The sequence below is a fragment of the Roseateles sp. P5_D6 genome, assembly GCF_054049415.1.
On record NZ_JBFUMK010000020.1, the window covers coordinates 174,499 to 200,171 of the forward strand.

Consider the following 25,673-nt stretch of genomic DNA (forward strand, 5'->3'; position numbering starts at 1 on the left):
CCTGGGCCTGCTCTTTTCGCTTCTGATGGTGACCCAGGGCGTGGCCTGGGCAGCTGGCACCACGAACCTGGCAGACCTGTCACTGGAGCAGCTGGGCGACATCGAGATCACCTCGGTGTCGAAACGGGAGCAGCGCCTGGCCGACGCGCCGGCCTCAATCTACGTCATCACCAAGGAAGCCATCCAGCGCGCCGGCGTCAATACGCTGGCCGAGGCTCTGCGCCTGGCTCCCAACCTGCAGGTTGCACGCATCAATGCCAGCCAGTACGCCATCAGCGCGCGCGGCTTCAATTCGGCCACGGCGAACAAGCTGCTGGTGCTGATCGATGGCCGCAGCGTCTACACGCCGCTGTATTCCGGCGTGTTCTGGGAATCCCAGGACGTGCCTTTGGGTGACGTGGAGCGCATCGAGGTCGTCAGCGGCCCGGGCGGCACGCTGTGGGGCGCCAATGCCGTCAACGGCGTCATCAATGTCATCACCACGCCCGCCGAAGGCAGCCTGGGAACGCTCGCTTCGGCGGCGGCTGGCAATCTCAGCCAGGGCCTGTCGCTGCGCCATGGCTGGCGCTTCGATGGCGGCGGCGCCGTGCGCGCCTACGCCAAGTACAACCGCCGCCAGGACAGCGAGCGAGCCAGCGGCATTGATGCCGACGATGGCTTCGAGAAGCTCCAGTTGGGTTTTCGGGCGGGTATCGACGCCGGCGGCGGCGCGCTGACGCTGCAGGGCGATGCCTACAAGGAGTCGATCAGCCAGCCCAATGCCGCCGACCAGCGCCACCATGGTGGCAACCTGCTGGCGCGTTGGGTACGACCGATGGACGACGGCGCAACGCTGAATCTGCAGACCTACGTCGACCGCTCCTGGCGCGATGTCCCTGGCTCCTACAACGAGAACCTGCAGGTCGTCGATGTCGACCTGCAGTACCTGCTGGCTGCCAGCGAGGGCAGCCAGTGGATCTTCGGCGGCGGCCACCGCATGGCCGAGGACGAAGTCGGCAACTACGGCAGCCTGGCCTTTCTGCCCGCATCCCGGCGCCTGCACTGGACGAATGCCTTCGTTCAGCATGAGCGCCAGTTTTCGCCAACCGCGACGCTGACACTGGGCACCAAGGCCGAGCACAACAGTTACACGGGCACGGAATGGATGCCAAGCGCCCGGCTGGGCTGGAAGCTGTCGCCCCAACTGCTGTTGTGGAGCGCAGCGTCCCGTGCGGTGCGCACGCCCTCCCGCATCGACGTCGAGTTCTTCGTGCCAGCGCAGCCTCCCTACCAGCTGGCGGGCGGCCCCAACTTCCGCTCGGAGATCGCCAACACGCTGGAGGTTGGCGCGCGAGCTCAACCCAGCGAGAACCTGTCCTACTCGGTCACGGTATTCGGCAGCCGCTACTCGAGCCTGCGCAATTACCGGCGCCTGAGCGACCGCACTTTCGTACTGATCAATGCATCCAAAGCGGAGGTCTATGGCGTCGAGGCCTGGGGCCGCTACCAGGTCAGCAGGAGCTGGGCTGTTCATGCGGGACTGACCTCGATGCACGAGCGCTTCAGCGGCGCCAACGTGGCCGCCATCGCGCCCGGAAACGATCCCCGCTACCAGGTTCGGCTGCAGTCCTCTTGGTCGCTGGCGGCGGGCGTGGATATCGATGTCACGCTACGGCGGGTCGCCAAGCTGCGCTTCACCACCGTGCCCGGCTACAACGAGGCCGATGCGCGTGTCGGCTGGCGGTACTCCGACAGGCTGGCCTTCGCCGTCTCGGCGCGCAATCTCCTGCATGCAAATCACCGCGAGTTCGCGCAGGGCGGCGCTACCGGGGCCGACCCGATCATGGTCGGGCGCACCGCCCAGATCACCGCCACGGCGAGATTCTGATGCCGCGCCTGAGCCTATTTCTCGGGTGCCTCCTGCAATGGCGCGGCAATGTGCCAGTGCTGCGGCGCATGGCGATCGCAGGTCTTCTCTTCTTCGCCGCCGCGCAAAGCGGCGCCGCCGACAACGACAGCCGTGCGCTGGAAGCCCAGATCAAGGCCGCCTATCTGTACAAGTTCGCCGGCTATGTGGAGTGGCCGCCGAATGCCTTCGTGGATGCCACGATGCCTTTCACCATCGGCATCATCGGCGCCGGGGACATCGCCACCGAGCTCAACAAGCTCACGTCGGGCCGTTCACTGAGCGACCACCCCGTCGAGGTGCGCCTTCTCAAGGCCGGAGAACTGCCCCGCAGTGTCCAGCTCATCTTTGTGAGCGGCGCCGACACCCCGCAACTCAGGCGCACGCTCGAGCCCTACAAGGCCCTGCCGACACTGACGGTCTCGGACATCCCAGGCGGCATCGACGCAGGCTGCGTCATCAACTTCATGCTGGTGGACAACCGGGTGCGCTTCGAGATCTCGGTCCGCAACGCGGAGCGGCATGGGCTCAAGATCAGCTCGCGCCTGTTGGCTGTCGCACAGCGCGGGAACCCAGGGGCCTCTGAATGAGGATCCGGCTGCGTTCGATAAGCACCAAGCTGCTGCTGATGGTGCTGGCCGTCAACGCTTGCACACTGCTTGGGGCCAGCGCCGCCTTCTTCTATCACGACATGGTGGAGAACCGCGACCGCTCGGTGCGCGAACTGACAACGCTAGCCGACATCCTCGGCCAGGGCAGCGCGACAGCCCTGGAGTTCGATGATTCCAAGGTTGCCACCGACACCCTCGGCCAGTTGCGCGGTGACCCCAATATCAATGCCGCGGCAATCTACACGGCAGGCGGCAAGCTGTTTGCGCGCTATGTGAACGCAGCCACTCCTGGCGCGGCCCTGCCTGCCGAGCCGCCATCCGCGGGGGTACAGGTCCTGCGCAGCAATCTGATCGTGATGCTGCCGGTCAATGGCGCCAATGGCCGCCTGGGAGCGGTCTACATCGATGGCCGTTACGACGTCGCCCAATGGCTGCGGGACTATCTCCTGATCTTCGGCGTCGTGCTCGGTGGCAGCCTCGCCCTGGGCCTGCTGGTGTCCTTTCGGCTGCAGCGCCGCATCACCCGGCCCATGCTGGCTGTCAGCGAAGTGGCGCAGCAGGTCATGCAGCAGCGCGACTTCAGCCTGCGTGCCCGCAAGACGACCGAGGACGAGATCGGAGAGCTGGCCGAATCCTTCAACGGCATGCTGCAGACGCTCGAGCATGAGATCGCCGAGCGCAGCACGGCCGAGGTGGCCGTACGCACGCTGAACGCGGAGCTGGAGCAGCGCGTCGAGCGGCGCACCGCGGAGCTGGTCGTTCGCACCCAGGAGGCCGAGGCCGCGAGCCGCGCCAAGGCCGACTTCCTCGCCAACATGAGCCACGAGATCCGCACGCCGATGAATGCCGTGCTCGGGCTGGCCTACCTGCTCGCGAACAAGCCGCTGGAGCCCGATGCGCTGGACCTGGTCAAGAAGATCCGCAATGCCGGCCGGTCGCTGCAGACCATCATCAACGACATCCTGGACTTCTCCAAGATCGAGGCCGGCCAGCTGGAGATCGAAGAGGCCCCCCTGCACCTGGACGGCGTGCTGGACAACCTGGCCAACATCATGAGCGCCAATGCGGGCGACAAGGATCTGGAGCTTGTCATCTCGCCGGCGCCCGATGTTGGTGGCGAACTGCACGGCGATGCGCTGCGGCTCGAACAGATCCTGATCAACCTGACCAGCAACGCCATCAAGTTCACCTCCAGCGGTGTCGTCAAGGTCGGCATCGCGCTGCTGGAGCGCACCGACGGCTCGGCTCGCCTTCGTTTTTCGGTCAGCGACACGGGCATCGGCATTCCGCTGGAGAAGCAGAGCCACATCTTCTCGGCCTTTGCCCAGGCGGACATGTCAACGACGCGCCGCTTCGGAGGTACCGGGCTGGGATTGGCGATCTGCCGCCAGCTCGTCACCAAGATGGGCGGAGAGATCGGCGTCATCAGCACGCCTGGCAAAGGCAGCGAATTCTGGTTCAGCCTGCCTTTCAAATGGGTCCCGATCCAGAACTACCAGCCCGCGGCGCTGTCAAAACTGGAAGTCCTGGTAGCGGACGACAGCGACGTGGCGCGCGAAAACCTTGCGCTGACCGCTCGGGCCATGGGCTGGGCACCCACGCTGACCGATTCCGGCGAAGCCGCCCTCGGCAAGGTGCGCAATCGACTCCAGGGCACCGAGGCCTATGACGTGCTCCTGCTGGACTGGAAGATGCCCGGCCTGGACGGGCTGGCGACCGCGCGGGCCATCCGCAGCACGATGGAGGGACAGCAAGCGCCCATCGTGCTGATGGTGACGGCCTACTCCCGGGACGAGCTCCTCAAGAGCGAGGGCAGCGAGCTGATCGACGGCGTGCTCAACAAGCCCGTGACCAGCTCTTCGCTGTACAACAGCGTGGCCCAGGCCATGCGACGCCGGGGGGTTGCGGCCATGTCCGACAGCCCGCAAGCCGAGGCGACGCAGCGCCTTGTTGGCCTGCGCGCCCTCGTCGTTGACGACAGCGACATCAACCGCGAGGTTGCGCTGCGCATCCTCGAGTCCGAAGGCGCCACCGTGCAGCTGGCCGAGAACGGCCTGCAGGCCCTGGATTGGCTGACGGCCCATGTCGGCGAGGTCGACATCGTGCTGATGGACGTCCAGATGCCGGTGATGGACGGCTACCAGGCAACGCGCGTGCTGCGCGGCACGCCAGGCCTGGCAGACCTCCCGGTCATCGCGCTGACGGCCGGCGCGTTCAAGATCCAGCAGGAAGAGGCGCGGGAAGCCGGCATGAATGCCTTCGTGGCCAAGCCCTTTGCCGTCGATGAGCTGATCGCGGCCATTCAGCGCCTGACCGCGAAGCGCGAGCCGGCCGACATCGCATCCGTCGAGGCCGTGGCGCCGGTCGGCCCGCAGGCCGAGGACGGCGTGCCCTTTGAAGGCATCTCGGTGGCCGACGCGCGCAAGGTCTGGCAGGACCTCGCCGTCTACCGGAAGTTCCTGGCCAAGTTTGCCCGCGACAACGGCGACAGCGCGGCGCAGCTGCGCAAGCTGCTCAACCAGGGGCAAGAAAAGGAAGCCACCGCCCTGCTGCACAAGCTCAAGGGCTCTGCGGGCAACCTGGCTCTTCCCCAGCTGGCACGCGCTGCCGGCCGCCTGGAGCATCGGCTGATCGAAGGCAGGGACCCCTTCGACGAATGGGCACCGTTCGAGGCCGCCTTCGCCCAGGCCCTCCGATCGATTGCGGCGTTCACGGCTGACGCCGCCGCGAATGAACCGCGGCCGGCGCCGGCCAGCCCGTCCGTCGACAGGGCACGGGTGGCGGCCCTGCTTCATGAGCTGCTGGACGCGCTGGACAGCGACAACCCGGACCTGGCCGCACCCGTGCTCCAGCGTCTGGACGGGCTGCTGCCGCAGGCCACGCTGGCCGCCTTGCTGGCCAGCGTCGAGGAGTTCGATTTCCGGCGTGCGGAACAGATGGCGCGGGACCTCGTCGCCGAACTGGAAGAGCAAAGGAAGTAGGCATGCCGAACGGACCCATCCTCATCGTCGACGACGAGCCGATCAACCTCGCAACCTTGAAGCAGATCCTCGCGCCGCACTATCCGCTGGCGTTCGCGCGCAGTGGCGGTGAATGCCTCGCCGCCGCGCAGAAGCACCAGCCTTCGTTGATCCTGCTGGACGTCCAGATGCCCGACCTGGACGGCTATGAGGTCTGCCGCCGGCTCAAGGCCGCCCCCCAGACCCAGCACATCGCCGTCATCTTCGTGACGGCGCTGGCCGACGTCGGCGACGAGGCCGCGGGATTCGACTGCGGCGCGGTCGACTACATCGTCAAGCCCGTGTCGCCGGCCCTGGTGCTGGCACGGGTGCGCACCCACCTGTCGCTGGTGCATACCTCCATGCTGGAGCGCTACGTCAAGGAGCTCGAGGCCCAGCAGCTGAAGATCAGCCGGCTCAGCCGCATCAAGAGCGTCCTGAGCGGCATCAACTCGGCCATCGTCAGGCTGCGCGACCGGCAGGCGCTGTTCGATGAAACCTGCCGCATCGCCGCCGAGGATGGCGGCTTCGCGAGTGCCTGGATCGGCCTCGCCCACGGCCCTTTGAAGAGGCTCGACCCCATTGCCGCGCGAGGCCTGGATGCCGGGCAGCTCGACGAGTTGCGCGGCGCTCTGGGCGCCACCGGTGGGCCAGGCCGCCGCTCACTTCCCTACCGGGCGCTCGATGGCGGCGGCGTCGTGTACTGCAACGACCTCTCGCAGGAGGACATGGGTGCGGCTGTCCACGCCGTTGCGCCGGCGAAGGGGGTCGGCTCCGCGATTGCGCTGCCGTTGACTTCCGGTGACCGGCTCGTCGGCGTCATCGCGCTGTACGCCACGGAGGCCCATCTCTTCGACGAGGACGAGCTCAAGCTGCTCGGCGAGCTGGCTGGCGATATCTCGTTTGCGCTCAGGCACATCGAGCAGGAGGAAAAGGTCCATTACCTGTCCCGCTATGACGCACTGACCGGCCTGCCCAACAACCTTGTCTTCCTGGACCGCCTTGACCTCGCAATCCAGTCCGCGGCTGCGGCCGGCACCGGCGTGGTGGCCGTCATTGCCAACCTCCACCGGTTCAAACGGCTGAACGACACCCTGGGCCGGCACGTGGGGGACCAGTTGCTGAGACAACTGGGGCAGCGCCTGGCCACCGAATTCGCGCGCAGCCACAACGTGGCCCGGCTGGCGGGCGACAACTTCGCCGTCGCCGGCAGCTACAAGGGCGACGAGGACGTCGCGACGCTGCTGCGCGTGCTGGACGAAGTCATCGGCCGACCCACGTCAGTCGATGGCAGCGACGTCAGCCTGTCCGCCCACCTGGGCGTGTCCGTGTATCCGGAGGACGGCGCCAGTGCCGAATCGCTGTTCCGCAATGCCGAGTCCGCCCTCAAGCAGGCCCGTTTGGCTGGCGAGAAGCATGCCACCTATTCGCCAGAGATGAATGCCCGCATGGCCGAGAAGCTGGAGATGGAGGGGCAGCTGCGCGAAGCATTGGCCCAACAGCAGTTCGTGTTGCATTTCCAGCCCAAGGTCAATCTGGCCGATGGCCAGATCACCGCGGCCGAAGCCCTGATCCGCTGGCAGCATCCCAAGCGCGGCCTGGTGCCTCCGGGCGATTTCATTCCAATCGCCGAAGAGACTGGCCTCATCGTGCCCATCGGCGAATGGGTCATCCAGGCCGTCTGCGCCCAGCAGGCGGTCTGGCGGTCGCGAGGCATCGCGACGCGGCCGGTCGCGGTGAACCTGTCGACCCTGCAGTTCCGCGAAGGTCGGGTACGCCAGTGCGTCGAGCAGGCCCTGCGCGACAACGGGCTGGGCGCCGACGCCATCGAACTCGAGCTGACCGAAACCCTGGTCATGCAGGACCCCATCGCGGCCGAGCGCACCATGCATGACCTCCGCCAGTTCGGCCTGCACCTGTCGCTGGACGACTTCGGCACCGGCTATTCCTCCCTCGCCTACCTGAAGCTCTTTCCTTTCAACTCGGTGAAGATCGACCGGTCCTTCATCACCGATATCACGCGCAGCCCAGAAGACGCCGCGATCTCGCTGGCCATCATCGCGATGGCTCACAGCATGCGCATGCATGTCATTGCGGAAGGCGTCGAGACCCCCGCGCAGCTGGAGTTCCTGCGGGCCAGCGGCTGCGACCAGATCCAGGGCTATCACTTCAGCCGCCCGGTGCCGGCCGAGGAATACGCCCGCATGCTGCTGGAGGGCCGGCAGTTGGCAATGACCGCAGCCGCCCCTGGCACGGGGGCGGCCGGCGAAAGGATCGCGCTGCCCATGCGACGCCAGCCTCTGGAGCATTGACGGCGGATCGATGTCCGGTTTTCAGGGCTCCGCCAGCGGCGGGTCATTCACACATTTGGCGCATTCAAATTGGGGCATGGACCCGCTTCGGTGCATTGCCAGAACACGTGGCGTGAGGGGCAGCGGGCGGTCTCGATGAGACCTTCCTGACGCCGCCGTCCCGGGCGTCAGACACTGGAAACAGCCCCTGCAGCACCAGCCGCCCTGCGGCACCAGCCGCGTGCAAACCCAGCCTGGAAAAGCTGGCACGGCTCCTGCTCGTGATGACTTGTCATAACGAGTTGGACGGCCATGAGCAAAGGCGCTCTTGCAGCTAGGAAATCCTTGACGCTGGTCCCTGCCCCCGAGGCGGACGGCGCTCATCGCATCAAGCTGTCGTCACCGCTGCCGCTGTACACGCAGATCAAGGAGATCCTGCGCGCCCGCATCCTCGACGGCAGCTACCAGCCGCATCAGCAGATGCCGTCGGAGAGCGAGATGATGGCCGCGTTCGACGTCAGCCGCATCACGGTGCGCCAGGCGCTCAATGACCTGCAGAACGAAGGCCTGATCTTCCGCATCCACGGCAAGGGCAGCTTCGTCTCCAAGCCCAAGGCCTTCCAGGATCTGGGGCGCCTGCAGGGCTTCGGCGAGGCGATGCGGCAGATGGGCTACGAGACCTTTGCCCGCGTGCTGTCGATCAAGACGGTGCTGCCGTCGCAGCAGGTGGCCGAGAAGCTGCACCTGGCCAAACGCGCCAAGGTCACGGAGCTGCACCGCCTGCGCTTCCTGAACCGCGAGCCGATCTCGCTGGACGTGACCTACGTGCCCGCGGCCATCGGCCAGCGCCTGGCCAAGGAAGACCTGGCCGCGCGCGACATCTTCGCCATCCTGGAGAACGACTACGGCCTGGCCCTCGGCCACGCCGAGCTGCAGATCGGCTCGACGCTGGCCGACGAGACGCTGGCCGGCCAGCTCAAGGTCGAGGAGGGCTCGCCCGTGCTCTTCATCGAGCGCACGACGCACACCGCCGACGGCGCGCCCATCGACTACGAACACCTCTATTACCGCGGCGACGCCTTCCAGTACAAGGTGCGCGTCGATCGCGTGCCTGTTTCCGAACGAGCCTCTTGAGGAGAGCCTGCACATGGACACGATCGAACACGAATACGACCTCGTCATCGTTGGCGGTGGAACCGGCGGCCCGATGGCCGCGGTGAAGGCCAAGGAGAAGAATCCCAAGCTGCGGGTGCTGCTGCTGGACAAGGCCAACGTCAAGCGCAGCGGCGCCATCAGCATGGGCATGGACGGGCTGAACAACGCCGTCATTCCCGGTCACGCCACACCCGAGCAGTACACCAAGGAGATCACCGTCGCCAACGACGGCATCGTCGACCAGAAGGGTGTCTACGCCTACGCGGCCAACAGCTTCCCGATGATCGAGGAGCTGGACCGCTGGGGTATCAAGTTCGAGAAGGACGAGACCGGCGACTACTCGGTGCGCAAGGTCCACCACCTGGGCAGCTATGTGCTGCCCATGCCCGAGGGCCACCACATGAAGCGGGTGCTCTATCGCCAGCTCAAGCGGGCGCGGGTGGAGATCACCAATCGCGTCGTGGCCACGCGGCTGCTAACCGGGCCTGACGGCGAGATTGCCGGCGTCATGGGTTTCGACTGCCRCACGGCGGACTTCCACGTCATCAAGGCCAAGGCAGTGGTCATCTGCACCGGCGCGGCCGGGCGTCTGGGCCTGCCCGCCAGCGGCTATCTGTTCGGCACCTACGAGAACCCGACCAACTGCGGTGAAGGGCACGTGATGGCCTATCACGCCGGCGCCGAGTTGACCAACCTCGAGTGCTTCCAGATCAACCCGCTGATCAAGGACTACAACGGCCCGGCTTGCGCCTACGTGACCGGCCCGTTCGGCGGCTACACCTCCAACAACGCCGGCCAGCGCTTCATCGAGTGCGACTACTGGAGCGGCCAGATGATGATGGAGTTCTTCAACGAACTCGAAGGCGGCAAGGGCCCGGTGTTCCTGAAGCTCGACCACCTCGCCGAGGAAACGATCAGCGAGATCGAGCACATCCTGCACACCAACGAGCGCCCCAGCCGCGGCCGCTTCCACGAGGGCCGCGGCACCGACTACCGCAAGCAGATGATCGAGATGCACATCTCGGAGATCGGCTTCTGCAGCGGCCACAGCGCCTCGGGCATCTGGACGAACGAGCGCGGCGAGTGTTCCATCCCCGGGCTGTATGCGGCGGGCGATTGCGCCAGCATCCCGCACAACTACATGCTGGGCGCCTTCGTCTACGGCAAGTTCTGCGGCGAGAACGCGGCCGACTATGTCAGCGGCATCGCGGCGCCGGCCTTCGATGCCGGCCAGGTCGAGAAGGAGAAGGCCCGCGTCTATGCGCCGCTGGGCAGGACCGAGGGCCTGACGCCCTTCCAGGTCGAATACAAGACGCGCCGCATCGTCAACGACTACCTGCAGCCGCCCAAGGTCACCCGCAAGATGGAGATCGGCCTGCAGCGCTTCGACGAGATCCGCGAGGACCTGCAGCACATGGGCGCGGCCGACCCGCACGAGCTGATGCGCGCGATGGAGGCCCACACCATCCGCGACTGCGCCGAGCTGGCCGCGCGCGCCTCGCTGTACCGCACGGAGAGCCGCTGGGGCCTGTACCACCTGCGCGTGGACCACCCAGAGAAGAACGACGCCGACTGGTTCTGCCACACCAACGTGACCAGCGATGCCAACGGCAACGCGGTGTTCCGCAAGCGTGAGGTGGAGCCTTACGTCGTGGAGCTCAACGAGGAAGAGAAGTCCGCCTACCAGCGCCTGCGCGTCGCCACGCCCGCTGCCGCCTAGGGCCTGTTGACGCTATGGCAAYGGGTCGCGTTGTSGCCAAAACGGCCGCGAGCAAGGCGCAAAGCGGAGCCGGGTTGCACACCCGGCGAGCATTTGCAACGCCGCGCGCGGYCKTTYTGGCCACAACCCTTCGGGAAGGCCCGCCGCCASGGGCCACTCSGCGTTGCGCCACTTGCCCGCACATCAGTGCGGGCGGCGTGTCACGCCTTGATTGGCCCGTGGCGGCGGGCCTTCGCGACCCATTGCCATAGCGTCAACAGGCCCTCAGGAGACCGCAATGACCATCACCATCACCCGCACCCAGGCCCCCGTCGTCATCGACGAAGACAAGTGCATCGCCGACAAGGGCTGCACCGTCTGCGTCGACGTTTGCCCGCTCGACGTGCTGGCCATCGATCTGACGAAGAACAAGGCGTTCATGAAGTTCGATGAATGCTGGTACTGCATGCCCTGCGAGAAGGACTGCCCCACCGGCGCCGTGCGCGTCGACATCCCCTACCTGGTGAGGTGATCATGCTTGCCACCATCCATGACCGGCTGCGCAACAGCGATGCAGGCGTGCGCCGCATCGCCGTCATCGACCTGCCCTACACCGACGAGGAAGACGACATCGCGCCGCTGCTGATTGCGGCGCTTGGCGACAGCGATGCTGCCGTGCGGCTCGAAGCCGCCAAGGCCCTCGAAGGCTTCGAGGAGCCCGAGGTGCTGGCGGCGCTGGCGCCGCGGCTCAAGGACGAGGACGCTGCCGTGCGCGAGGCCGTTGCCTACACGCTCGCAGAGCTGAAAGACTCAGCCTCCGCCACAGCGCTGCTGCCCTACCTGGGCGACGCGGACCCCGATGTGCAGGCCGCCGCGCTGCAGGCCGTAAAAGCCCTGCGCGTGGACGCCGCCTTCGACCCCGCCATGGCCGCGCTCGCCCACACCGACGCCAAGGTGCGCCGCGCGGCCGTCAGCGTGCTGGGCTATCTGAAGAAGCCGCAGGCCATCTCGGCGCTGACCGAAGTCGCCGCGCATGACGATGACGCCGAGGTGCGCCGCGTCGCCGTCGGTGCGCTGAGCTTTGCCAACGATGCCGAGATCAGCGTGCATCCCGCGCTGAGCCGGGCTCTCAACGACCCGGTGTGGCAGGTGCGCGAGGAAGCCGCCACGACCTTCGCCAAGACGGGCTCGGCGCTGGGCGTGCCCAACCTCGTGCGCGCCATGGACGACGAGTACTGGCAGGTGCGGGTGAAGGCCGCTCGGTCCTTGGGCAAGCTGAAGGCGCGCGACGGCGTGATGGCGCTGGTGGAGGCGCTGATCCATCCGGTCAGCAACCTGCGCAAGGAAGCCGTCATCGCACTGGGCGAGATCGGCGACCCGCGCGCCATCACGCCGCTGGAACGCACGCTGCGCGACCCCGACCCGGACGTGCGCAAGCTCTCCAAGCTCGCACTCACCACCATCCAGATGAATGGAGGTGCGGCATGACCTTCGTCGTCACCGAGGCTTGCATCCGCTGCAAGTACACCGACTGCGTCGCCGCCTGCCCCGTGGAGTGCTTCCACGAAGGCCCCGACTTTCTCGTCATCGACCCCAGCGCCTGCATCGACTGCGGCGTCTGCGTACCGGAGTGCCCGGTCGAGGCCATCTTCGACGAGAAGGACTTGCCCGCCGAACAGCGTGAGTACGCCGAACTGAACCGGCGCCTGGCCGCGCAATGGCCGCTCATCACTGCCGCGCAGGAACCGCTGCCCGATGCCGAGCACTGGGCCAACCAGACGCACAAGCGCGCCCTGCTGACGGAGACCGCCGCGCCCGCCTGAGACCCGGCGCGGCGCAGGCACCGATCTTGCGCCGCTGCTTCTGAACCTACCCGACTGCCAGGAGATTGAGATGAAGTTGCCCCAGCTCTCGCATGTTTCCGCCACCCTCGCGAAGTGCCTCGCGCTCTGCGCGGCCTTCCTGGCCCCGCAGGCCCACGCCGCCAAGGAGGTGGTGACGATAGGCATCGGCACCCAGAACACCACCACCAACACCGTCACCGGCGGTGTGGTGCTCAAGGAGCTCAAGCTGCTGGAGAAGCACCTGCCCAAGACGGGCAAGTACGCCAACATCGAGTGGAAGCTCGACTGGCAGAACTTCACTTCCGGCCCGCCCATCACCAACGGCATGGTCGCCGGCAAGCTGCAGATCGGCATGATGGGCGACTACCCGCTGCTGGTGAACGGCGCCACCGGGCAGCTCAACAAGGGCAACGAGACCCAGCTCGTCGCCGTCATCGCCTACAACGCCTTCGGCTCGGGCAACGGCGTCGTGGTGCACAAGGACAGCCCCTACTACGAGCTGGCCGACCTCAAGGGCAAGACGGTGTCGGTGCCCTTCGGCTCGGCGGCGCACGGCATGATGCTGCAGGCGATGCAGGAGCGCGGCTGGCCGGCGGACTACTGGAACCTCGTCAGCCAGAGCCCCGAGGTGGGCACCACCAATCTGCAGGAAAAGAAGATCGACGCCCACGGCGACTTCGTGCCCTTCGCCGACCTGCTGCCGCAGCGCGGCTTCGCCCGCAAGATCTTCGACGGCGCACAGACCAAGGTTCCGACCTTCCACGGCGTCGTCGTGCGCAAGGAGTTCGCCGACAAATACCCCGAGGCCGTCGTGGCCTACATCAAGGCCTTGATGGAGGCCAACGACTGGGTGCGCAAGGACCCCAAGCTGGCCGCCGCCAAGATCGAAGAGTGGACCAAGATCGAGAAGGAGGTCGTCTACCTCTTCCTCGGCCCGGGCGGCATTCACACGCTGGACCCGAGCATCAAGCCGCGCTGGGTCGAGACCATCAAGATCGCACACGGCGTGCTGGCCAAGCTGGGCCGCGTGAAGGAGTTCGACGCCGTCGCCTGGGTCAACGAGAGCTATCTGCGCGAAGCCTTCAAGCAGCGCGGCCAGGACTACGAGGCCCAGAAGCAGACGCTCGCCAACTACGACATCGCCGGCAACGACCCCATCTGCAAGGTGCCGGTCACGCGGCCCAAGGAGGCCGGCGAGATCTGGCTGTCCAGCGGCGAGATCGTCGTGGCCAGCTCGCCCGCCTGCCTGCTGGCTGGCGTGAAGCAGTACGAGGCGGCGGGCAAGAAGGTCAACGTCGCCTACCTCTACGACAAGGAGCTGGGCATCAAGGTCGTCGCCGACAAGGCTTTCTACGCGGTCGACGCCAGCAACCCCAAGGCGCCGCTGGCCGTGCCCTTCCTGCTGAAGAAAGACGCCGAGGCCTACGCCGCCAGGACGCACGGCAAGCTCGCCACCTTTGCGGAGGCCCTGGGGCAGGCCAACGCCACTGTCGTCGCGGTCAGCGTGAAGTGAACACCATGAGCGCGCTGCCCCGCATCCAAACCTACACGCCGCCCCTGGCGCCGCCTGCTGCAATGCCTGCGGCGGCGCCCAAGGCGGCCCCGCCCGCCCACGTGGGCCAGGGCATCACGCCGCTGCCCCTGCCGTTGCCCGCGGCTGCTGCGCCCAGCCTGCGGCAGCGCTTCTGGCGGGGCCGTGGCGCGGCGGTGCTGATGGGTGCGCTGTCCATCGCCAGCGTGCTGCTCTTCTGGCACCTGGCCACGCGCTACAAGCTCGACGCCTACATCCGCTTCAACAACATCCCCACGCCGGCCCAAGTGCTGGAGAAGGTGGTGGAGGTCAACGCCAGCCCGAAGTTCGTCACCAACATCGGCATCAGCGTGCGGCGCATCCTGCTCGGCTTCCTGGTGGCCACGGGCCTGGGCGTCGGCCTGGGCATCCTGATCGGCCGCTACCGCATCGTGCGCGGGCTGGCCATGCCGGCGATGGAGGTTTTCCGGCCCATCCCGGCCATCGCCTGGGTGCCCATGTCCATCATGCTGTGGCCCGACAACGAGGTGAGCATCGTCTTCATCACCTTCCTGGGCGCCTTCTTCCCCATCCTGCTCAACACCGTGCATGGTGTCGAGGCGATCGACCCGGTGCTGCTGCGCGCCGCCCGCACGCTGGGCGCGGGCGAGGCCAGCCTGCTCAGGCACGTGGTGCTGCCCGGCGCCCTGCCCCACATCTTCACGGGCCTGGCGGTAGGCATGGGCGTGGCCTGGGTGTCGCTGATCGCCGCCGAGATGATCTCGGGGCAGTTCGGCATCGGCTACTTCACGTGGGAGGCCTACTCGCTGATCAGCTATGCCGAGATCGCGCTCGGGATGATCACGATCGGCGTGCTGGGGCTGCTGTGCAGCGGCGCCATCCGGCTGCTGGCCAAGCTCGCCATGCCCTGGCAGGCCCATTCGCAAGGAGGACGTTGATGGACATGGCGACAGCATCCCGTGGCCGCGTGGACGTGCGCGAGCTGGACATCCGCTTCCACTCAAAAGGCCAGGATTTCGAAGCCGTGCGCGCCGCCAACGTGCATGTGCGGCCCGGCGAGTTCGTGTCGCTGATCGGGCCGTCCGGCTGCGGCAAGTCCACGCTGCTGAACGCGGTGGCAGGCTTCCTCAAGCCCAGTGGCGGTCAGGTGCTGCTGGACGGTCAACCCATCACGGGCCCGGGCTCGGACCGCGGCGTCGTGTTCCAGCAGTACTCGCTCTTCCCATGGATGACGGTGCGTGCGAACGTGGAGTTCGGGCTGCGCATGAAGGGTGCGTCGGCCAGCGACCGCGAGGCGCAGGCGCGCACGCTGCTGGGGCTGGCCGGCCTGCTGTCCTTCGAGAACCACTACCCCGACCAACTCTCCGGCGGCATGAAGCAGCGCGTGGGCATCGTCCGCGCGCTGGCCACCAGCCCGCAGGTGCTGCTGATGGACGAGCCCTTCGGCGCCCTCGACTCTCAGACCCGCGTGGTGATGCAGGAGATCCTGACCAATATGTGGCAGCGCCTGCGCATCTCGGTGCTCTTCATCACGCACGACATCGAGGAGGCGGTGTTCCTGTCCGACCGCATCTACGTGATGACGGCAAGGCCCGGGCGCATCAAGGCCGAGCTGGACGTGCCGCTGCCGCGGCCGCGCACGCCGGACATGACCTCCGAGCCCGAGTTCGTCGCCATGGTGCGCCAGATCAAGGGCCTGATCCGCGAGGAAAGCATCGCGGCCATGGGGGGCGAACTGAGCGAAGGCGGGCTGGCGGGCCTGTGCACCGAGATCGGCCCGCAGGGCGTGGAGCACCTCGTCTGATGGACGCCGTTCCCATCGAAGTCGTCTGGCACCAGGCCAGTGGCGTGCTGGCGCTGGCCTGGGCCGATGGCCGCGCCGCCCGCCTCAGCGGCCCGGTGCTGCGCGCCGCCTGCAAATGTGCCGGTTGCGAGCAGCGCCGGCGCAGCGGCGAGCCCGTGCAGGCGCCTATCGACACACAGCTCACCGCCCTCCACCCCGTCGGGCCGCAGGGCCTGCAGCTCGTCTTCAGCGACGGCCACGACCGCGGCATCTACCCCTGGCCCTATCTGCATCAACTCTCCCTGGAGCCTTGCGCATGAGCATCCTTTTCGACGCCAAGGTGCTGGACGTCCGCCACTGGACCGACCGCCAGTTCTCCTTCACCTGCACTCGTGACCCGGGCTTTCGCTTCCAAAGCGGGCAGTTCACGATGATCGGCCTGATGGTCGACGGCAAGCCGCTGCTGCGCGCCTACAGCGTCGTCAGCCCGCACTGGGACGACACGCTGGAGTTCCTCAGCATCAAGGTGCCCGACGGCCCTCTGACGTCGCGCCTGCAGCACATCCAGGTTGGCGACACGGTGCACATCGGCCGCAAGGCCTCGGGCACCCTCGTCACGCAGAACCTGCTGGCCGGCCGGCATCTCTACCTGCTGGCCACCGGCACGGGCCTGGCGCCGTTCATGGCCATCGTGCGCGACCCCGACGTCTACGAGCTCTACGAGAAGGTCATCCTCGTGCATGGCTGTCGCCAGGTGAGCGAGCTTGCCTACGAGGACATCATCACGCGCGAGCTGCCCGACAACGAATTCTTCGGCGACCAGGTGCGCGACAAGCTCATCTACTACCCGACCGTCACGCGCGAGCCCTTCCGCAACCAGGGGCGCATCCCGACGCTCATGGCCAACGGCAAGCTGCCCAGCGACATCGGCCTGCCGCCACTGTGCAAGGAGAACGACCGCTTCATGTTGTGCGGCAGCCCCGAGATGTTGCGCGACACGCGCGCGGTGTTCGACGAGATGGGCATGACCGAGGGCAATATGAGCCATCCCGGGCATTTCGTCATCGAGCGGGCCTTCGTCGAGAAATAGCCCTAGATCCGGCAGTTGACCGCTCACCATTCTTCGAAAGAATCGATGCATCAACACCTTGGCGTTTGGTCCGTCCTCACCACTTCGGTGAACAACGCTGCACGCCCGCTGGTCTGGCGCTTCAGCCCGCTGGCGGCGTTGCTCCTCCTCGTGGGCATGAGCCCACTTCGTCGTCACGCCTTGCCAGCGGCCCGCCTCGCCAGCCACTCGGTCGTGCCCAACTGCCGGATCTAGGGCCGCATGCTGGCACGGGCTGCCTTCTTCGACGCTCATGGCCAGGCCCTGCGGCGAGTCTGGCCGGGGTGGGCGACCTGCGTGCTGATCGCTTTGGCTGCGTCATTCGTTGCCGCGCTGTATCAGGGGCCCCCGATGTTGTACGCGCTGCTGTTCGGCGCGGCGCTGCACAGCCAGAGCCCGCAGGACCGCACGGCCGCTGGCGTGGACTTCTGCGGCCGCACGCTGCTGCGCCTGGGCGTGGGGCTGCTGGGTGCGCGCATCAGCTGGGAGCAGGTCGCCGGGCTCGGTTGGCCGACCTTGCTCGTCGTGTTGTTCGCGGTCGCCAGCACCCTCCTGTGCGGTCGGTGGCTGGCGAAGGCACTGCGCCTGCCGTGGGCGCTCGGCATGCTGGCGGGCGGCGCCACGGCCATCTGCGGCGCCTCGGCGGCGCTGGCGATTGGTGCGGTGCTGCCGCGTGCCGGTGAGGGGGAGACGCCGAACGAACGCCACGCGCTCGTCGTGGCCGTCTTGGCCACGCTGCTGTCGACGGCGGCGATGGTGGCCTACCCACTGATCGCGCGGCAGTTGCAGCTGTCGCCGGCTGGTGCTGGCCTCTTCATCGGCGGAAGCATCCATGACGTGGCGCAGGTGGTGGTAGCGGGCTATTCGATCTCTGCGGCCGCCGGCGACGCGGCCTCCATCGTCAAACTCCTGCGCGTCAGCCTGCTCTTCATCGTCGTGCTGGGCGTGTCCATCGCCTGCCGCAGTTCGGCCGACGAGCCGCCTCCCACGGCACGACCGATGGTCATGCGACTCGGCGCGCTGGTGCCGGGCTTTCTATGGCTGTTCGTCGCGCTGGCGACGCTCAACTCGCTGGGATGCCTGCGGCCAGTGCAGGAGCAGCTCAATCTCGCCTCGCGCGCCTGCCTCATGCTGGGGGTGGCCGGGCTCGGCATGAAGACGTCGTTCCCGCACCTCGCCAGCGCAGGTTGGCGGCCCATCTTGCTGATGGTGGCGACGAGCTTGTGGCTTGCAGCCGTTTCGCTCGCCGCCGCCTGGGGATTGCGGTTCTATTGAGGGTCCAACAAATCAGACCGTGGTCGGTGAGTCGCTCTGCAGCGTCCTGTCTATCTCGACGCGGTTCCGGCCGGCCTCCTTGGCGCGATACAGGGCCTCGTCGGCCCGCTTGAGGGCATTCGCAGCCGACCCTCCCGGCGGCGACAGCGCCACGCCGAAGCTGGCGGTGATTGCGAGGCGGCCCGCAGTGCAGCTGACCTCGCTCTGCTGCACGCGTTCGCGCAGCTTCTCGGCCAGGCGGGCGGCATCACGCACACGCGTGCCCTGGCAGGCGATCAGGAACTCCTCGCCGCCCCAGCGACCGATGACATCGCTCGCGCGCAGGTTGGCCGCGACGATGGCCGCAACGCGGCGCAATACCTCGTCGCCGCAATCATGGCCATGGCGGTCGTTGACATGCTTGAAGTGGTCGATGTCCAGCAGCACGAGCGACATCCCCTGTGCCGCCTCTTCCATGTCACCCAGCGATTGCTCCAGGCCGCGCCGGTTCAACACACCGGTCAGTTCATCGACCGTAGCCAGGCGGCGCAGGTTCTCCTGCTCGATGCGCAACTGACGCGTGCGCGCTGTCAAGGCATCGATCTCCCGCTGCTGGCGGCGATGGCTCAGGCGCAGTCGCTGCCAGCCACGCAACACCATGGCGCAAGCACCAAAAAGCCAGGCAAGCAGGATTCCCAGGTAGACGCGGTCGTCGCTGATCCATTCGCCCTTCAGCACCAGGCGGCGAAGCTGCAGTTCATGGTGCTGGCCGGTCAGCTCTCCGGGAATGCCGATGGACAACGAAGTCGCGTTGTCCAGGCTCGGCTGGTTGTACTCGCGAGGCAGATTGAACATCTGGACCCACCAGTCGGGCACGTTGAGTTCGCTCAACTTGATGCGCACCGGTTGCTCAACGTCTCGCCTTCGAAGCGTGACCGCGTGCATCCGCGAGCTGTTGGCGTCCTCGAGCCTGGAGAAGCGCGGATCGAAATTCCGGATATCAAGATGCAGGAATGGCGCCGGCCCTTGGTAGTTCAGTTCCAGCTCGATGTGGTCAAAACCGCTCAGATCCCGGCCGCGGCTGAGATCGTCGCCGGTCAGCAGATAGGTCAGGACGCACGGCTGGTACTTCTCGGAGGCGACGTATTGGCAACGCCATCGCAACTGCCCGGCGTCCACCCACTGCACCGCGGCTTCCTCGCCGGCCTGAGGGGGGGCTTCCAGGAAATGCTTGCTCACGCCCGGCTCCAGCAGATCCAGAGTTCGCGCGGGCAGCATCATGTGAACACCCAGCACGGCCACGGTGAGCACGATCCCTCCCATGAGGAATCTGATGCTGGTCAGGTCAGATTGCACGCCATCAAACTTCGGCATTTGCGTCCTGTGCACTCTAGATCCAAAGGCGGGCGCCGGCACAACGAAGCGCTCGCCTCACGGGGCAAATCGCCGTCGACGGCAATCCATGAAAAACGCGGCCTGGCCAACTGCCGCGAATCGGTTCGATGGGCGCCAGCGCCTTCGATAATTGAAATTGGTAAGGCCAATTTAACGATTTATGCCATGTTCGCCTACACTGGTCAGACCTTCAATACCCTGACCATCGTGAGTGACTTCCACGCCCCTTCCGCCTGCCTGACGGGCAAGACCGTTCTGATCACCGCAGCAGCACAGGGAATCGGACGTGCAAGCGCCCTGGCCTGCCTCGCGGCGGGTGCCGAGGTGATCGCCACGGACATCCAGGAAAGCGGCTTGGCCGCGCTGGCCCGGGAAGCGGCGTCTTCGGCGCTGCGTACCGAGGTTCTCGATGTCCGCGACACCCTGTCGGTGCAGAGCCTGGCCGGTCGGTTGCCTGCTCTGCATGGCCTGTTCAACTGCGCCGGCTTCGTGCATCACGGCACGGTGCTCGACTGCGACGAAGCGGCCTGGGACTTCAGCATGGACCTGAACGTGAAGAGCATGCTGCGCACGCTGCGCGCCTTCCTGCCGGGCATGCTCGCAGAGGCCGCACGCCACGGCGGCGGCGCCTCGGTGCTGAACATGGCATCCATGGCCTCATCGGTGAAGGGCTTTGCGAACCGCTTCGCCTACGGCACGACCAAGGCGGCCGTCATCGGCTTGAGCAAGGCAGTCGCTGCGGACTTCGTCAAGCAAGGCCTGCGCTGCAATGCCCTTTGCCCTGGCACGGTGGACACACCGTCCCTGCGCGGGCGGATCGCTGCGGCGGCCGATCCCGTGCAGGCCGAGAAAGACTTCATCGCCCGCCAGCCCATGGGCCGGCTGGCCACAGTCGACGACATCGCACCGCTCGTCGTCTTCCTGCTCAGCGACGCGTCGCGCTTCATCACCGGGCAGGCCGTTTGCGTGGATGGTGGCGTCACGATCTAAGGCGCGCGTCATTTCGGCATATCTCCCGATCCGTCAATAACGAACTTCTCATGAAACTCCTCCGCTACGGCCCCGTGGGCCAAGAACGACCCGGCCTGCTCGATGACAACGGCCGCGTGCGCGACCTCTCAGGCCTTGTCGATGACGTTGCAGGCAACGTGCTGACGCCCGCCGGCCTCGCAAGGCTGCGCGATATCGACCCGACGGACCTGCCACTCGTCAGCGGCACGCCGCAACAGGACCTGCGTCTCGGCCCCTGCGTCGGCCGCGTCGGCAAGTTCATCTGCATCGGCCTGAACTACGCCGATCACGCTGCCGAGTCCGGCCTGCCCGTGCCGACCGAGCCCGTCGTCTTCGCCAAGTGGACCAGCGCCATCTGCGGCCCCGATGACGCGGTGCAGATCCCGCGCGGCTCGCTCAAGACCGACTGGGAGGTAGAGCTGGGCGTCGTCATCGGCGAAGGTGGCCGCTACATCGAGGAAGCCGACGCGATGAAGCATGTGGCCGGCTACTGCGTCGTCAATGACGTGTCAGAGCGCGAATGGCAGCTCGAGCGCGGCACGCAGTGGGACAAGGGCAAGGGTTGCGACACCTTCGGCCCCATCGGCCCCTGGCTCGTCACGGCCGACGAGGTGGCCGACCCGCAGCAGCTGGACCTCTGGCTGGAGATCGACGGCCGGCGCTTCCAGAACGGCAACACGCGCACCATGGTGTTCGGCGTTGCGCAGATCGTCAGCTACCTGAGCAAGTTCATGAGCCTGCAGCCCGGCGACATCATCTCCACCGGCACGCCGCCCGGCGTCGGCCTGGGCCAGAAGCCGCCGCTGTACCTGAAGCCCGGCCAGACCATGCGCCTGGGCATCCAGGGCCTGGGCGTGCAGACCCAGAAAACCATTGCCGCCTGACCATGACCCGTATCACCAACCTGCGCACAGTGGACGTGCGCTTCCCGACGTCGCAGCACCTCGACGGTTCGGACGCGATGAACCCCGACCCGGACTACTCGGCCGCCTACGTCATCCTTGAAACCGACACGCCGGGCCTGGAAGGCCATGGCCTGACCTTCACCATCGGCCGTGGCAACGATATCTGCTGCCGCGCCATTGAGGCCATGCGCCACCTGGTTGTCGGCCTGGAGCTGAGCTGGATCGCCGCCGACATGGGCCGCTTCTGGCGCCACGTCACGTCGGACAGCCAACTGCGCTGGATCGGGCCCGACAAGGGCGCCATCCACCTCGCCACCGGCGCCGTCGTCAATGCCGTATGGGACTTGTGGGCCAAGGCCGAGGGCAAGCCGGTGTGGCGCCTGGTGGCCGACATGAGCCCGGCCGAGCTGGTGCGCTGCATCGACTTCCGCTACATCACCGACTGCATCACACCCGACGAGGCGCTGGCGCTGCTCACCCGCGCAGCAGAGGGCAAGGCCGAACGCCTGGCCACGCTGGAGCGCGAGGGCTACCCCTGCTACACGACCTCGGCCGGCTGGCTGGGCTACCCCGACGACAAGCTGCGCCGGCTGTGCCAGGAGGCTGTGGACGCGGGCTTCAACCACGTCAAGCTCAAGGTCGGCCGCGACCGCGAGGACGACATCCGCCGCCTGCGTATCGCTCGCGAGGTGCTGGGGCCGGACCGCAAGCTGATGATCGACGCCAATCAGGTCTGGGATGTTCCCGTGGCCATCGACTGGCTCAAGGACCTGGCCTTTGCCAAGCCCTGGTTCATCGAGGAACCGACCAGCCCCGACGACGTCGAAGGCCACCGCGCCATTCGGCAGGCCATCGCGCCCATGCAGGTCGCCACCGGCGAGATGTGCCAGAACCGCATCCTGTTCAAGCAGTTCATGATGCGCGGCGCCATCGACGTGGTGCAGATCGACAGCTGCCGCCTGGGTGGCGTCAACGAGATCCTGGCCGTCATGCTGATGGCCGCCAAGCACGGCCTGCCCGTCTGCCCGCATGCCGGTGGCGTGGGCCTGTGCGAGTACGTGCAGCACCTGTCCATGATCGACTACCTCTGCATTGCCGGCACGCGTGACGGCCGTGTCATCGAGTACGTGGACCACCTGCATGAGCACTTCGTCGACCCCTGCGTCGTGCGCGGCGCGGCCTACATGCCGCCCGAAGCACCGGGCTTTTCGATCACGATGAAACCGGCCTCGCTGGCGCAATACCGGTTCGGGGGCTGAAGGGACTCATCGCGCCTTCAAGTACGCCCTCGGTCCGGCATCGATTTTTCCGACGGTCGGCAATAACTCGCCAGAACCGTTCCAGCACCAACGCGCGGCCTTGAAAGAGACCGCGCGATTTTGCCTTTTCCCGGATAGGTCCACGTCATGAAAAACCGATCTCCGTCAGCGCTGCTAGCCAGCCTGTGCATCTCCCTCCTGGCCCCAGCCCACGCGAGTGCGCAGGACGAGGGCGAATGGCATTCGCTGTTCAATGGCCGCGACCTTTCCGGATGGACCGTGAAGATCAACAAGCATCCGCTTGGAGACAACTACGCAAACACGTTTCGGGTGGAAGACGGCGTGATCAAGGTCAGCTATGACGGCTACGGCAAGTTCGACGAACAGTTCGGCCATCTGTACTCCAACCTGGCCTACGCCAACTACATCCTTAGGCTCGAGTACCGGATCACGGGCACTGCCGTTGCAGATGCCCCACCCTGGGCCAAACTCAACAGCGGCGTGATGATCCATTCACAGTCGCCCTGGACGATGGGGCTCAACCAGGCCTGGCCTGCCAGCATGGAATTCCAGTTCCTCAGCGCGGGCGCAACGGCGGGCCGCCAGACGGGAAATGTGTGCACGCCTGGCACCAACCTCGAGATGAAGGGCCGGCTGGTGACAGACCACATCATCGAGTCGACCTCGAAATTGTTCCCCCTGGATGAGTGGGTAGCGGTGGAGGTCGAGGTTCGAGGCAACGAGGAAGTCGTCCATCGCGTCAATGGCGTCGAGGTCCTGCGCTATCAGCACCCCCAGCTTGATCCCAGGGAGGACAGCGCAAAAGCCCTGCTGGATGCCGGTGCTCCCCTGCAGTTGTCATTCGGCCATATCGCGCTGCAGGCGGAATCGCAGCCCGTATGGTTTCGGAACATCAGGATCCGATCCCTCCCCACCACTTCCCGGACCGGGCAACAGGCTCCGGGAGTGCCTCGGTGAAATCTCCTGCTGCTGCCGTGACTCGCGGCCTGCGATGACGAAGCCGCGCTCCCCTATTTACTTTGTCCATCGCCCCAACTAACATTGGTCATACCAAAAACACAACGACAAGTTGTGGTCCGACCACGAAAGTTCATCAGGGAGAAGTGCCTTGCAGGTCGAAGCCGCCGCGAGCCAACAGCTCCTCAAAGTCATCAATCGCATGGCGCTCGTCAGGCAACTGTGCGCCAAACCAGGTCAGTCACGAGCCGATCTGGCTGCTGTGGTGGGCCTGACCAAATCCACCGTCGGCCTGCTCGCCCGTGAATTGATTACCGAGGGTTGGCTGGTCGAGCGCGAAATCGTCCCGACAGGCGACATGGGTCGCCGCCCCACGCCCTTGTTCATCGATCCAACCCGACTGCTGCTGCTCGGTGCCGAAGTCGGCGTCGACTCCGTGCGCGTGGTTGCCACGTCCCTCACGGGCGAGATACGTGCAGAAACTGTCGCCAGCTACGGTGCCATTCGCTCGGCCAAGTCGTGCATTCGAGTACTTGCCGCATCGCTGCTGAAGGTCTTCGGGCAGCTCGCCGCCAGCGAGCAGGCGCTGGGTATCGGTGTCGGCTTGCCCGGCGGCGTCGATGCAGCGCGTGGCGTGCTTCGATTCGCGCCCAACCTGGGCTGGCGCGATGTGCCATTCGCAGCACTGCTGGCCGAAAGACTGGCTGACTCCCCGCTGGCGCACGTGCCGCTCTTCCTTCAGAACGAAGCTGCTGTCGCCGCGGTTGGCGAAGTGGAGTTCAACTCCTCGACCGCAGCGGACCCATTGCTCTACGTCTCCATCAGCGAGGGCCTCGGTGCCGGTGTCATCGTCGGTGACCGGCTGCTGACCGGTAACCGAGGTTTCGCTGGCGAAGTGGGGCACACCGTGCTGCAACTCGATGGTCCGCGTTGTTCCTGCGGGCGCCGGGGCTGCGCGGAGGCGCTGATCTCGATGGGCGCCATGCAGCGGGGCTACGGCAGGGGGACGGAGATGACCTCGCTGTCTCGGATACGCAGCCATCTGTTGGGGAACGACCCTGAGACCCAGAATGCCGTCGCCTCCGCCGGACGCTACCTAGGCGTGCTGCTGCAGAACCTGTCTGCCACTTACGACCCCGCGTGCATCGTTCTCGGTGGCGCCGCGATCGAGCTGGGCGAACCATTCCTTAAGCCGGCGCTGGATACGCTGAACGCCTATGCCGCTGCAGCCGGTTTGCCACCGCCGATCGTGCGCACGTCGCGCTTCGGCGTCAACGCCGTCGCTGTCGGCGCTGCAGCGCTGGCACGTTATCGACTGACCCGCCCCGCGTTACCTCTGGCTGACGGTGGAACCATTTTTCTTGAAACAGCGGAGGCTGCTTGATGTTTCTCGGCATTGATCTGGGTACCTCGGAAGTCAAGCTGCTGTTGCTTGACGACAGCGGTCGCATCGTTGGTACCGCAGGCAGCGCATTGACGCTGTCGGCACCGGAACCTCTGTGGTCCGAGCAGAATCCATCCGACTGGTGGCGCGCGACCGGCACCGCCGTCGCCCAATTGCGCACGACCCACCCGACCGAGTTCGCCGCCGTGCGCGGCATCGGCCTGTCCGGCCAGATGCACGGCGCGGTGCTGCTGGGCGCTGACGACGCCGTGCTGCGCCCGGCCATCCTGTGGAACGACGGCCGCAGCCACGCCGAGTGCGACGAGCTGACGGCCGCCGCGCCGCGCCTGCACGACATCGCCGGCAACCTCGCCATGCCCGGCTTCACCGCGCCGAAGCTGCTGTGGGTCAAGAAGCACGAGCCCGAAGTCTTCGAGCGCGTGTCCAGCGTGCTGCTGCCCAAGGACTGGCTGCGCCTGCAGCTGACCGGCGACAAGGTCTCCGACCCGTCGGACGCCGCCGGCACCCTGTGGCTGGACGTGGCCCGGCGCGACTGGTCCGACGAACTGCTCGGCGCCTGC

General features: G+C 66.5%; 22 protein-coding genes. 21 read left to right on the plus strand and 1 reads right to left on the minus strand.

Annotated features, from left to right (window positions below; genetic code table 11):
* Positions 1-25: 25 nt before the first annotated feature.
* From ACXJKM_RS23330 to ACXJKM_RS23400, 15 genes are all read left to right on the plus strand, one after another.
* The gene (locus ACXJKM_RS23330) at positions 26-1,867 is read left to right on the plus strand and encodes a TonB-dependent receptor plug domain-containing protein (protein WP_457355553.1); all 1,842 of its coding nucleotides are present in this window, start codon (positions 26-28) and stop codon (positions 1,865-1,867) included.
* Entirely contained in the window at positions 1,867-2,475 is a 609-nt protein-coding gene (locus ACXJKM_RS23335) for a YfiR family protein (protein ID WP_457355555.1), read from the plus strand. Before ACXJKM_RS23330 ends, ACXJKM_RS23335 begins: the two co-directional genes overlap by 1 nt.
* Positions 2,472-5,477, plus strand: coding sequence for a response regulator (locus tag ACXJKM_RS23340; RefSeq protein WP_457355557.1), 3,006 nt, complete (start codon positions 2,472-2,474; stop codon positions 5,475-5,477). The genes ACXJKM_RS23335 and ACXJKM_RS23340 overlap by 4 nt, the downstream gene beginning before the upstream one ends.
* Before the next feature lie 2 nt (positions 5,478-5,479).
* Positions 5,480-7,807 (plus strand): GGDEF/EAL domain-containing response regulator, encoded by a 2,328-nt coding sequence (locus tag ACXJKM_RS23345; protein WP_457355559.1) that lies wholly within the window; start codon positions 5,480-5,482, stop codon positions 7,805-7,807.
* 324 nt (positions 7,808-8,131) lie between these two features.
* On the plus strand, positions 8,132-8,920 hold the full coding sequence (locus ACXJKM_RS23350; RefSeq protein ID WP_457355561.1) for a GntR family transcriptional regulator: 789 nt from the start codon (positions 8,132-8,134) through the stop codon (positions 8,918-8,920).
* 13 nt (positions 8,921-8,933) lie between these two features.
* Positions 8,934-10,661 carry a fumarate reductase/succinate dehydrogenase flavoprotein subunit gene (locus ACXJKM_RS23355; RefSeq protein WP_457355563.1) on the plus strand — a complete coding sequence of 576 codons (1,728 nt, stop codon included), beginning with the start codon at positions 8,934-8,936 and terminating at the stop codon, positions 10,659-10,661.
* 277 nt (positions 10,662-10,938) lie between these two features.
* Positions 10,939-11,172: a 4Fe-4S dicluster domain-containing protein gene (locus ACXJKM_RS23360; RefSeq protein WP_056193195.1), complete on the plus strand. Its 234-nt coding sequence runs from the start codon at positions 10,939-10,941 to the stop codon at positions 11,170-11,172.
* A 2-nt stretch (positions 11,173-11,174) separates the two neighbouring features.
* Positions 11,175-12,128, plus strand: coding sequence for a HEAT repeat domain-containing protein (locus tag ACXJKM_RS23365; RefSeq protein WP_457355565.1), 954 nt, complete (start codon positions 11,175-11,177; stop codon positions 12,126-12,128).
* Positions 12,125-12,463 (plus strand): ferredoxin FdxA, encoded by a 339-nt coding sequence (gene fdxA, locus ACXJKM_RS23370; protein WP_457355567.1) that lies wholly within the window; start codon positions 12,125-12,127, stop codon positions 12,461-12,463. Before ACXJKM_RS23365 ends, fdxA begins: the two co-directional genes overlap by 4 nt.
* Before the next feature lie 70 nt (positions 12,464-12,533).
* On the plus strand, positions 12,534-13,997 hold the full coding sequence (locus ACXJKM_RS23375; RefSeq protein ID WP_457355569.1) for an ABC transporter substrate-binding protein: 1,464 nt from the start codon (positions 12,534-12,536) through the stop codon (positions 13,995-13,997).
* Positions 13,998-14,002: 5 nt separating this feature from the next.
* Entirely contained in the window at positions 14,003-14,953 is a 951-nt protein-coding gene (locus ACXJKM_RS23380) for an ABC transporter permease (protein WP_056193470.1), read from the plus strand.
* Positions 14,954-14,958: 5 nt separating this feature from the next.
* Entirely contained in the window at positions 14,959-15,819 is an 861-nt protein-coding gene (locus tag ACXJKM_RS23385; RefSeq protein WP_235531857.1) for an ABC transporter ATP-binding protein, read from the plus strand.
* A complete protein-coding gene (locus ACXJKM_RS23390) occupies positions 15,819-16,118 on the plus strand; it encodes a gamma-butyrobetaine hydroxylase-like domain-containing protein (RefSeq protein WP_056193180.1) in 300 nt (99 codons plus the stop codon). The genes ACXJKM_RS23385 and ACXJKM_RS23390 overlap by 1 nt, the downstream gene beginning before the upstream one ends.
* The gene (locus ACXJKM_RS23395) at positions 16,115-16,888 is read left to right on the plus strand and encodes a ferredoxin--NADP reductase (RefSeq protein WP_056193177.1); all 774 of its coding nucleotides are present in this window, start codon (positions 16,115-16,117) and stop codon (positions 16,886-16,888) included. Before ACXJKM_RS23390 ends, ACXJKM_RS23395 begins: the two co-directional genes overlap by 4 nt.
* 315 nt (positions 16,889-17,203) lie before the next feature.
* Positions 17,204-18,181: a YeiH family protein gene (locus ACXJKM_RS23400; protein ID WP_235531832.1), complete on the plus strand. Its 978-nt coding sequence runs from the start codon at positions 17,204-17,206 to the stop codon at positions 18,179-18,181.
* Between the two features lie 12 nt (positions 18,182-18,193).
* Here ACXJKM_RS23400 and ACXJKM_RS23405 read toward each other — a convergent pair whose 3' ends face one another.
* The gene (locus ACXJKM_RS23405) at positions 18,194-19,534 is read right to left on the minus strand and encodes a GGDEF domain-containing protein (protein ID WP_457355572.1); all 1,341 of its coding nucleotides are present in this window, start codon (positions 19,532-19,534) and stop codon (positions 18,194-18,196) included.
* Positions 19,535-19,792: 258 nt separating this feature from the next.
* Between ACXJKM_RS23405 and ACXJKM_RS23410 the strand changes: the two genes are divergently transcribed.
* From ACXJKM_RS23410 to ACXJKM_RS23435, 6 genes are all read left to right on the plus strand, one after another.
* Positions 19,793-20,545, plus strand: a complete 753-nt coding sequence (locus ACXJKM_RS23410; RefSeq protein WP_056193466.1) for an SDR family oxidoreductase — start codon at positions 19,793-19,795, stop codon at positions 20,543-20,545.
* A 50-nt stretch (positions 20,546-20,595) separates the two neighbouring features.
* Positions 20,596-21,450 (plus strand): ureidoglycolate lyase, encoded by an 855-nt coding sequence (locus tag ACXJKM_RS23415; RefSeq protein WP_056193167.1) that lies wholly within the window; start codon positions 20,596-20,598, stop codon positions 21,448-21,450.
* Positions 21,451-21,452: 2 nt separating this feature from the next.
* Entirely contained in the window at positions 21,453-22,730 is a 1,278-nt protein-coding gene (locus ACXJKM_RS23420) for an L-fuconate dehydratase (protein ID WP_056193164.1), read from the plus strand.
* 147 nt (positions 22,731-22,877) lie between these two features.
* Positions 22,878-23,708: a 3-keto-disaccharide hydrolase gene (locus tag ACXJKM_RS23425; protein WP_457355575.1), complete on the plus strand. Its 831-nt coding sequence runs from the start codon at positions 22,878-22,880 to the stop codon at positions 23,706-23,708.
* A gap of 151 nt (positions 23,709-23,859) precedes the next feature.
* Positions 23,860-25,092, plus strand: coding sequence for an ROK family protein (locus ACXJKM_RS23430; RefSeq protein WP_056193159.1), 1,233 nt, complete (start codon positions 23,860-23,862; stop codon positions 25,090-25,092).
* The coding region (locus ACXJKM_RS23435) for an FGGY family carbohydrate kinase (protein WP_457355577.1) at positions 25,092-25,673 on the plus strand (582 nt) is incomplete at its 3' end. The genes ACXJKM_RS23430 and ACXJKM_RS23435, both read left to right, overlap by 1 nt.

Coding starts and splice junctions, on each gene's coding strand:
- ACXJKM_RS23330 (WP_457355553.1), top strand. CDS start 26: ATGGTGACCCAGGGCGTGGCCTGGGCAGCTGGCACCACGAACCTGGCA.
- ACXJKM_RS23335 (WP_457355555.1), top strand. CDS start 1,867: ATGCCGCGCCTGAGCCTATTTCTCGGGTGCCTCCTGCAATGGCGCGGC.
- ACXJKM_RS23340 (WP_457355557.1), top strand. CDS start 2,472: ATGAGGATCCGGCTGCGTTCGATAAGCACCAAGCTGCTGCTGATGGTG.
- ACXJKM_RS23345 (WP_457355559.1), top strand. CDS start 5,480: ATGCCGAACGGACCCATCCTCATCGTCGACGACGAGCCGATCAACCTC.
- ACXJKM_RS23360 (WP_056193195.1), top strand. CDS start 10,939: ATGACCATCACCATCACCCGCACCCAGGCCCCCGTCGTCATCGACGAA.
- ACXJKM_RS23365 (WP_457355565.1), top strand. CDS start 11,175: ATGCTTGCCACCATCCATGACCGGCTGCGCAACAGCGATGCAGGCGTG.
- fdxA (WP_457355567.1), top strand. CDS start 12,125: ATGACCTTCGTCGTCACCGAGGCTTGCATCCGCTGCAAGTACACCGAC.
- ACXJKM_RS23375 (WP_457355569.1), top strand. CDS start 12,534: ATGAAGTTGCCCCAGCTCTCGCATGTTTCCGCCACCCTCGCGAAGTGC.
- ACXJKM_RS23380 (WP_056193470.1), top strand. CDS start 14,003: ATGAGCGCGCTGCCCCGCATCCAAACCTACACGCCGCCCCTGGCGCCG.
- ACXJKM_RS23385 (WP_235531857.1), top strand. CDS start 14,959: ATGGCGACAGCATCCCGTGGCCGCGTGGACGTGCGCGAGCTGGACATC.
- ACXJKM_RS23390 (WP_056193180.1), top strand. CDS start 15,819: ATGGACGCCGTTCCCATCGAAGTCGTCTGGCACCAGGCCAGTGGCGTG.
- ACXJKM_RS23395 (WP_056193177.1), top strand. CDS start 16,115: ATGAGCATCCTTTTCGACGCCAAGGTGCTGGACGTCCGCCACTGGACC.
- ACXJKM_RS23405 (WP_457355572.1), bottom strand. CDS start 19,534: ATGCCGAAGTTTGATGGCGTGCAATCTGACCTGACCAGCATCAGATTC.
- ACXJKM_RS23415 (WP_056193167.1), top strand. CDS start 20,596: ATGAAACTCCTCCGCTACGGCCCCGTGGGCCAAGAACGACCCGGCCTG.
- ACXJKM_RS23420 (WP_056193164.1), top strand. CDS start 21,453: ATGACCCGTATCACCAACCTGCGCACAGTGGACGTGCGCTTCCCGACG.
- ACXJKM_RS23425 (WP_457355575.1), top strand. CDS start 22,878: ATGAAAAACCGATCTCCGTCAGCGCTGCTAGCCAGCCTGTGCATCTCC.